This is a genomic window from Actinomycetota bacterium, from assembly GCA_018830725.1.
Lineage (GTDB): Bacteria > Actinomycetota > Humimicrobiia > JAHJRV01 > JAHJRV01 > JAHJRV01.
The window spans coordinates 1-8,533 of sequence record JAHJRV010000004.1 but is presented as its reverse complement, the minus strand read 5'-3'; the positions used below and the strand labels follow the sequence as shown (position 1 = coordinate 8,533).

Genomic DNA, 8,533 nt, shown 5'->3' with positions numbered 1-8,533 from the left:
GGATCAACTGAAAAAACAAGGACCTTAAACCCCTTTTTTGCAAGATAATACGCTGTTGCAGCAGAAAAGCTTGTTTTACCTAACCCACCTTTTCCACCAAACATAATATATCTTCTTTCAGGATATTCTTTAAAAAAGTTTTTAAATAAAATTTTAATCACCTCCATTAAAAAATATTATTGAATTATACATAAATATTTTTTAATTAATTCATATTAAATATTTACTGAATTATATTTAAATAGGAATTATTTGGATTTAAATGTTAACTAAGTTGTATTTTAAAATTTGATAATTTAATAATAATGCTATTTCCTATTTTTTATATTTTTATTTTTTACAGTTTCTAATCTTTTTAATGGTTTAAATCTCAAGAGTTTATGCTAAGGCATCAGTTAAATCTTTTTCACGCAGCATTCTTCTCTTCCAGGTTGATATTTGTGGAACAACATAAGGCAGCAATCTAAGAGAATAATATGGTGGAAGTATAGGCACTCCAAGAAGGTCACCCATTGTAATTAAAATAAATAGGTGTTCCATACTTCCTCTTGTTTTTAAAGCAAAACGAGCCATATCATGTCCAGCCATTCCATAAAGAAAACCCTTAGCTGCCTTTCCAAACTTCTTTAAAGTTCCCTCCTTTTTCTCTTCCTTATTTTTTTCGTTCACATTTTCACCTTCCTCCACAATCTTCTAAATAATATTTTTATATTAGATATTTTGCATTAGATAATATAGTAATATTTTTAAATTACTGTATTATAATAAGATTTTTTCTAAAATCAAGTAAAAAACAAAATAAATTTAACATTATCTAATTTAAATTTACCTAACTTAACTTGATATAATCCAATCCAATCTAATTTAATCTAATCAAATCTAACTCAATATAATATATAATTTTATTTAATTCAATTTATCCTATATCCTCAGTTGCTAAATCTAATAAACTTCTTTTTCTTAACATCCTTCGTTTCCAGATATTTAACTCTGGTATTATGTATGGAAGAAATCTAAAAGAGTAATAATTTGTGGGTAGTGACAATCCCAATATATCACTAAAAGAAAGCAATATAAATAGATGTTCTAAATCAAGTCTTTCTTTTCTTGCAAGTTCTACCCATTCATATGTGGTCATACCGTAAAAGAATTCACTTATAGTTTTTTTAAATTTTTTAAGTGAAGGTAGAATTTTCTCTCTTATAATATTGTTTTTCATTCCATAAATAATTATTTCATAATATAGTAACAAACTCAATTTTGGTAGACCTAAAATAAATATTTTATATAACAAAAAATTCTAAACCTAAAATGATATCTGTTTCAAGATATCTCATATAGGGAGGAGAGCCTTAAAAAAGGCTCTCCTCTAATGTTTGATTACTATAAAATTACAACAGGTATTACCGCGATTTTTACTTTAGTAACTGGTTCTATTCTACATTTTAGTTGATTCAACTATTTTATTATTACTTTTTTATTACCTTTTACTTAGGAGTTTGCCTTATTCTTCTTGTATTTCCTACACAATTTCTTCTACTTCACCAGCTTTATGTTTTTGAATAGCTTGATAGATATCCCATCCAAGAATTAGAGCAGCAATAAAGAGTATCAATCCAATAATTCCAGCAAGCCATCCGCTTACTCCGCCCTTTAGAAATCCATCCTTGATAAATGTATATGCAAGAGCTACCATTGTTGTTATGTACATGAAAACTGCAGGATATAGTACCCATTTATTTTGAACCTTTCCTTTGAGTAACCATATAGAAACTAAAAATAGAGCTAATGCAGCCATCAATTGATTGGAACTTCCAAATAAGGTCCATATGGTTGCCCATGCACCTGTCCAAACAACTAAAATTGATAGAAGAACAGCGATAAAAGCTCCAAAATAGATATTCTTAAACAATGGAATTTTATCACCAAGGAATTCAGTACTTGCTACCCTCATGAATCTGACTACCAGCCACATGATTGTTAGAGCCTGTAAACATAGGAAAACTCCAGCATAAGCTCCTCCAAAGCTCTTAGGAATACCAACACGGCTAAGGAATTCCGTCATTCCTGTTGCAAAGATACCAGCGTTCTTACCAACAGCTGCTAACTCCAAATACTTTTCACGTGGAACTGCTCCAACAACAACAATTATTGCTAAAACAGCCAGAATCATTTCCAACCACATTGCTCCTCCACCAACTGGAAGAGCATCAGTTTCCTTTTCCAACTGTCTTGCAGTTCCTGAACTGGATACAAGACTATGCCAACCAGAAACGGCACCACAAGCAATGGTTACAAATAGCAACGGATATAAAGGTCCTACAGCAGGATCACCCATAAATGACGTAAAAGCAGGGTACTCAGGTAAAACATTGGGATGCCAGATTAAGATACCTAAAACTGTTGCAATCATTCCCAAAAATACAATCCAGAATGAGATGAAGTTAACAGGTTGAGCAAACCTCCAAATGGCAGCTACACCTCCTATGAAGCAGAGAATCATAACTAACAATGACCATATTACAGGGACTCCTTTAATCTGCCAAGCATTGAATGTCTCAAAGAAAGTCTTTACTCCTTCAAGTGAACCAAGATAGATAAATATAAAGGCTAAAATAACAACTATTACTGTTGTTAAGATAATATCCTGCTTCCACTTATATATCATCTGTCCAGCTAATATACCAACTAAAATAGCCATGATCACTCCTAATGGTATCTTTCCATTAGTCATCAGGTCAGCGGAAACAATCTTTCCAAATGCACCCATTATCAGAAGTAGGTATAAATAAATAAAGATGAGTAGAATTGTTCTCGCTCTTGGTGAAATCAGACTGTAGCTAAGTGCACCAAAGGTTTTACCTTCCTCTCTCATGGGCATTATCTGACTAGTATAATCCTGAACCCAACCAATAAAGAATGTTCCTAAGAGAATCCAAAGAAGTGCAGGAAGCCATCCCCACCTAACAGCAACTACTGGTCCAACTATTGGTCCTAATGCAGCTATAGATTTGTATTGATATCCAAATAAAACATTTCTGCTTGCTGGAGTAAAATCAACACCATCCATATACATTTTTGCTGGAGTTGCTTTATCAGGATCAGATTTGATGATATCTCTGTCTATTCTTTTACCATAGAAGAAATAGCCAATTGCTAGAACGATAAAGGCAATTATGAGTATAAATAGAGAGTTCATTTTTTCACCTCCTTTCAAATAATTTTTTCAAAAATAATTTTCCCAGTCTCCACCCCCTTTCAATTTTATATTATAAATTAATATACCATAAATTAATATATAATAGTCAAATCCGTTTCAAGAGATTTTTTATCTTAATGATAGAATCTATAAAAATAACATATTTACATAAAAATTATAACATAATAGATACAAATATAACTAATTTGAACAGAAGCAATTCCATCTTATTTGACGATTTAAAAGTAAAAATGTTTCTTTAATTATTTAATTATTTAAAAAAATTTCTATCTATATCTCCAATTGGAACCAAATATATATTTCTTTCTTCAAATTCCATAGTTTTTAAAAAAGCTTTCTTGTTCTAATTTCATGTCTCTTATTTTATTTGCATATTTTTTAACTTCTCTATCTGCTATTTTAGTTGGCTCAGGAATTCTTGTAACAGCCATTTCTAAAACTAATTTTATAGCTGTATCTAAACTTACTTTATGACCTATTGAAACAAATACTGGATAAGTATCATCTTTAGTTCTTAAAACTGCTCCAATTATTTCTTCTTTATCATATAAATATGAATATGAACCTTTCTTTTCATCAGGCATATTAAATTCTCCTGTTAGTCTACTTTTTGCACATCCTATTGTTGGTATATCCAATAATACTCCAACATGACATGCTAAACCCATCCTTCTGGGGTGAGCATATCCCTGTCCATCTAAAATCAATATATCTGGTGGATTTTCTAAATTTTCAAAACAGGAAAGCACAACTGGTACTTCTCTAAAAGCTAAAAGGGTAGGAATATAGGGAAAGTTTATGGGTTCAGAACAGGTTTTAACATCTAAAATTCTCATATCAGGATAGCTAAAAATTACTAATGCAGCACAACTTAGATTTTTTTCCTTTATAAATCCTACATCTACCCCTGCAATTGTTTTTAGAGAATCAAAATCATCAAAAGTTTTTATTTTATCTCTAAGTTTATGCTGAATTGCAATTGCCTGCTTCGGAGTTACTTTCCAAGAATGAAGCTTTATTATTTTCATAATATTATTCCATTAAAGGTCTTTCAGTTTTTCCCTTTTCAACCATAAAGCGGGGAAGTACTACTGCTTTTTCATGTATCAAGACTTTCTCTCCCAATTTTAATTGAATTATAGGTTTTTCTTCCTCAAATTTTAATTTATTTATCTGATTCTCTTTTACAAATTTCTTATCATGTGGAAGTGAAAAAATACCTATTTCTGTTCCTTCTTGAGTGAACTTTTTATCAACAAAAGCGAGACCTATCTGATAACCTTCAGCATTTGGCGCACAACTTGTAACATTTCCTATATATTGACCAATTATACTAACAACTACATCACCATTTTTAACTCTTTTAATACCTTTTCGATTCATTTTAAATCTAATCATATCCATCTTTCTGGATTTTTCTCTCTCCAGAAGTTTTTCTCTTCCTATAAAGAAAGGTTTATGAAATTTAACATATGGACCAAATCCTGCTTCAATGGGAGAGATGTTATATCTTCCAGCTAAATCATTTCCATACAAAGGTAATCCTGCTTCTATTCTTGTTGAATCTCTAGTTGCCAAACCACAAGGTTTTATTCCAAATTGTTTACCCTTTTCTAAAAGAAGATTCCAGAGTTTTGGTGAGTCATCTGGATGTATATATAATTCATATCCAGTATCCTCTCCAGTATAACCTGTTCTGGATAAAAGCATTTCAATTCCAGCAAGATTTGTTTCAATAAATTCTGTTCTCTTTATTCTTTTAAGTTCTCTCTTTTTTTCTTCATCTGTTGTAAGGCTTTGCAATAATTCTAATGAATTTGGACCTTGCAAAGCTATATCTATTTTCTGATCATTTCCAGATGATTCATCTTTTAGATTTCTTATTATTACTGAGTTTTCAATCTCTTTTAAAATATTGTCTCTATCAATAATATATTTTTTAGAGTTAACAGCTTTTAACCACTCAAAATCTTTATCTTCATTTACAGCATTAGCTATCATCATATATTTATCCTTTTTTCTGCGATAGATTATTGCATCATCAATGATTTTTCCATCTAAATCTAAGAGATAAGTGTATTGTGACTGTCCATCTGAAATCCATTTAATATAGTTTGATGTCACTATATCTAAGAAGTTTATGCAGTTTTCACCTGAGATTTCGATTACTCCCATATGTCCAACATCAAATAAACCTACTGTCTCTCTTACTGCTTTGTGCTCTTCAGATATACTTGTGTACCAAATTGGCATCTCATAACCTGCAAAATTTATAATTTTATTGGTCAATTTTCTATGTTCCTCATAAAGAGCTGTTCTCTTTGGATTTTCCTTCTGTCTTTTTAAAATCTCTTCTTCAACAGATTTTAAAGGGAACTCTTTTTTATTTAGAGCTATATTTTTATTAGATTCTCTTTCAGAAATAAAATATGATTGCTCATCCTTGAAGCTTTTTTCATCAAGAATCTTACCGTGAAAGTATTTTTTAAATTTATTTTGACCAACAAAATACAATTGTTTTAATACAAATAAATTTTTCAAATCATTTAAATTATTTTTTAAACTAATTTCATATAAACTAACTCCATCAATTATTTTCTTCTTTTTATCATTTCTTGAAAGATCCTCATATATTGGAAAACCATTATCTTGTCTTAATTTTTCTCTTGTCTTAAATCCTGCTGGAACTACATTAAACTCTTTCCCCTTTTCTAATAATAGATTCCATAACTTAACTGCATCATTTGGATATGTATAAAAATCATAATGTAATTCTTCTTCAAGGTCTTCTTTATTATTATCTTCAATATGATCATTGCCATTACAATCATCATTAGCTTTATTATTATTACTACTACTGCTATTACTAGTAGTTTTGTATCCGTTTCGTGAGATTAAGCATTCAATTTCATCAATTATATATTTAACAAATTGAAATTTTTTAATCTCAGCAAGCTTTTGGTCAATGCTTTTTATTACATCTTTTGAGTTAGGTCCATGAAGAGAAATTGCAACTATTTTTAAATTTTTATCTTTAATTAAACTTTCATCTTTAATCAAAGCCTTACTTCCCATCAAATTCTCGTCTTCAATCTCCTTTAAATCATCAACCTTGACTGGTCCTTCCACTTTCTTGAATATCTCATCATCAAAAAGTATATAACCATCCGATATATTTCTCAGCCAGGTTTTTACGTAATCTGTATTAGATGGATTTGTCATAAGAATGTAGGTGTGTCTATCAAATTTATCTGGTTCAAGTTGATGGATTAAGACATCATCAATTACCATTGCCTCTTTATCTAATAAGAAACTTCTCTGGCTATGACCTGGTTTTAGTTTTGATATATCATTAGTAGTAAGTTGTTGTAGAAAAGGTTTTGCTCTCTCACCAATAACTCTAATAAGACCATAATCGGACATATCTACCAGGACTGCTGAATTTTTTGAAGCCAAAATCTCATTTTTAGTATCATTGTATTTTGAAGGAATTAACCAACCATTTTTTTCCTCCAATTTTGCACCTAATTTCTTATGTTCATCTAATAGTGCAGTTTTTTTAACTTTAGAATTTTCATTTAAAAACCAATAATGAGGATAACCAGATTTTTCAAATTCTTCAGTTTCAATTTCACTTACTAACTTTGCTACATCTCTTTTTATATCCTCAAATTTTGATAAATCCATCTTACCTCTCGGAAGTTGTCCTAACATTCCAATATAGAAATATGGATGTATATTTGTTAGAACTTTATGAATAAGCTCAGCAAGTTTTTTAATTTGTTCTCTTTTTATTCCTCGCTGTGTTATCCATGGAGTACCTATTCTGATTCCACTGGCATCAGCTGCTGTTAAGTCCCCTGGTATGGTGTTTTTATTAGTGACAATTCCACATAAATCTAATATTCTTGCTGCTACTTCACCTTTTAAAGGAAGTCCTGTATAAGTTTTAATAGCATTTAAATCAATAACCACAAGATGGGTATCTGTTCCATTGTAAGAAAGTTTAAGTCCTAATTTTTGTAATTCATCAGCAAATGCCTTTGCGTTTTCAACAATTCTTTCCTGGAGTTTTTTAAATTCTGGTGTTTGAGCTATTTCAAAAGCTACCGATATAGCAGCAAATTTGTTTGCATGTGGACCACCCTGTTCACCTGGAAAAACAGTTGTATCTATAATATTAGCTTTATCTTCATCTGTTGTAAGAATAACTGCACCCCTAGGACCACATATAGTCTTATGGGTAGTGAAAGTTATAACATCTGCATAGCCAATAGGATTTGGATATACACCAGCAATAGCTAATCCTGCACAATGTGCTATATCTGCAAAAAGTATTGCTTTTCCAGGAACTGCATCTGCTATCTCCCTGAACTTCTTCCAATCTGGAGCCCAGGGATAAGAAGAGTATCCCGCAATTATCATTTTAGGCTTATATTCTATTGCTAATTTTTTTATCTCATCATAGTCTAATTTCTCAGTTACTCTGTTTACTTTATAGGAGATAATATTATATCTTTTGCCTGATATGTTGAATTCAGAACCATGAGTTAGGTGCCCACCTTCTGGTAGTGCCATTCCCATTACTATGTCACCAGGTTCCACAAAAGCTTCATATACAGAATTGTTCGCAATAGATCCAGAAAGGGGCTGTATATTTACAAATATCTGATCAGCACTAATTTTTATCTCACTATTTTCCTTATTATCTGTTGCAAAACATTTAGCTATTCTTCTTTGAGCTAAACTCTCTAAGATATCAATATATTCAATTCCTTTGTAAAATCTCCTATCTGCATATCTTCGATAGTATGATAACTGATGACTGATATCATTTAGTAGTTCTATTTTATCTCTAGTCATCTTAACTGAGGGATATCCTTCACAGTATATATTGTTAAATTGTGAACCTAATGCCTTAAGAACCGAAGAGGGAGCAAAACTTTCTGAAGGAATTAGTATGATTTTTCTTTGTTGTCTTTCTTTTTCAAACTTAATTAATTTAGAAATATAAGGATCAATCTCAGATAGATCCTTATATAAAATTGACTCAATATATTTTCTTTCTTCATTATCTACCATAGAAAAACTCCTTGTAATGATAATTTCCTTTTTAGTTTTTATTAATTTTTTTAACCCAGGCTGATTCAACTAAAGCATAGAGTCCTCCTGAAACTAAAGAATGACCTCCAAGAACTATTGGTATTGAAGCATTAATTGCTTCGTAAGTAAACTCTCTTAGAAAAGGTTCAGATATTTTTTCAGGTTTTAAAAGATCAGAGTAGAAGCGATCATTGTCTGATGGCCACATCT

General features: G+C 30.7%; 7 protein-coding genes. All 7 read right to left on the bottom strand.

All coding sequences use genetic code 11. The features are described from left to right. On the bottom strand, positions 1–167 hold a 167-nt coding region (locus tag KKC53_00065), incomplete at its 3' end, for an AAA family ATPase (protein ID MBU2597569.1). Between the two features lie 211 nt (positions 168–378). Then, the gene (locus tag KKC53_00060) at positions 379–669 is read right to left on the bottom strand and encodes a hypothetical protein (GenBank protein MBU2597568.1); all 291 of its coding nucleotides are present in this window, start codon (positions 667–669) and stop codon (positions 379–381) included. A gap of 247 nt (positions 670–916) precedes the next feature. Continuing rightward, entirely contained in the window at positions 917–1,294 is a 378-nt protein-coding gene (locus tag KKC53_00055; GenBank protein ID MBU2597567.1) for a hypothetical protein, read from the bottom strand. Positions 1,295–1,522: 228 nt separating this feature from the next. Next, positions 1,523–3,199: a hypothetical protein gene (locus KKC53_00050; GenBank protein ID MBU2597566.1), complete on the bottom strand. Its 1,677-nt coding sequence runs from the start codon at positions 3,197–3,199 to the stop codon at positions 1,523–1,525. A 329-nt stretch (positions 3,200–3,528) separates the two neighbouring features. After that, positions 3,529–4,248 carry a deoxyribonuclease V gene (nfi, locus tag KKC53_00045; GenBank protein ID MBU2597565.1) on the bottom strand — a complete coding sequence of 240 codons (720 nt, stop codon included), beginning with the start codon at positions 4,246–4,248 and terminating at the stop codon, positions 3,529–3,531. A 4-nt stretch (positions 4,249–4,252) separates the two neighbouring features. Then, positions 4,253–8,302 carry a glycine cleavage system aminomethyltransferase GcvT gene (gene gcvT, locus KKC53_00040; GenBank protein MBU2597564.1) on the bottom strand — a complete coding sequence of 1,350 codons (4,050 nt, stop codon included), beginning with the start codon at positions 8,300–8,302 and terminating at the stop codon, positions 4,253–4,255. A gap of 31 nt (positions 8,303–8,333) precedes the next feature. Beyond that, a partial coding sequence (locus KKC53_00035; protein ID MBU2597563.1) for a hypothetical protein occupies positions 8,334–8,533 on the bottom strand: 200 nt, incomplete at its 5' end.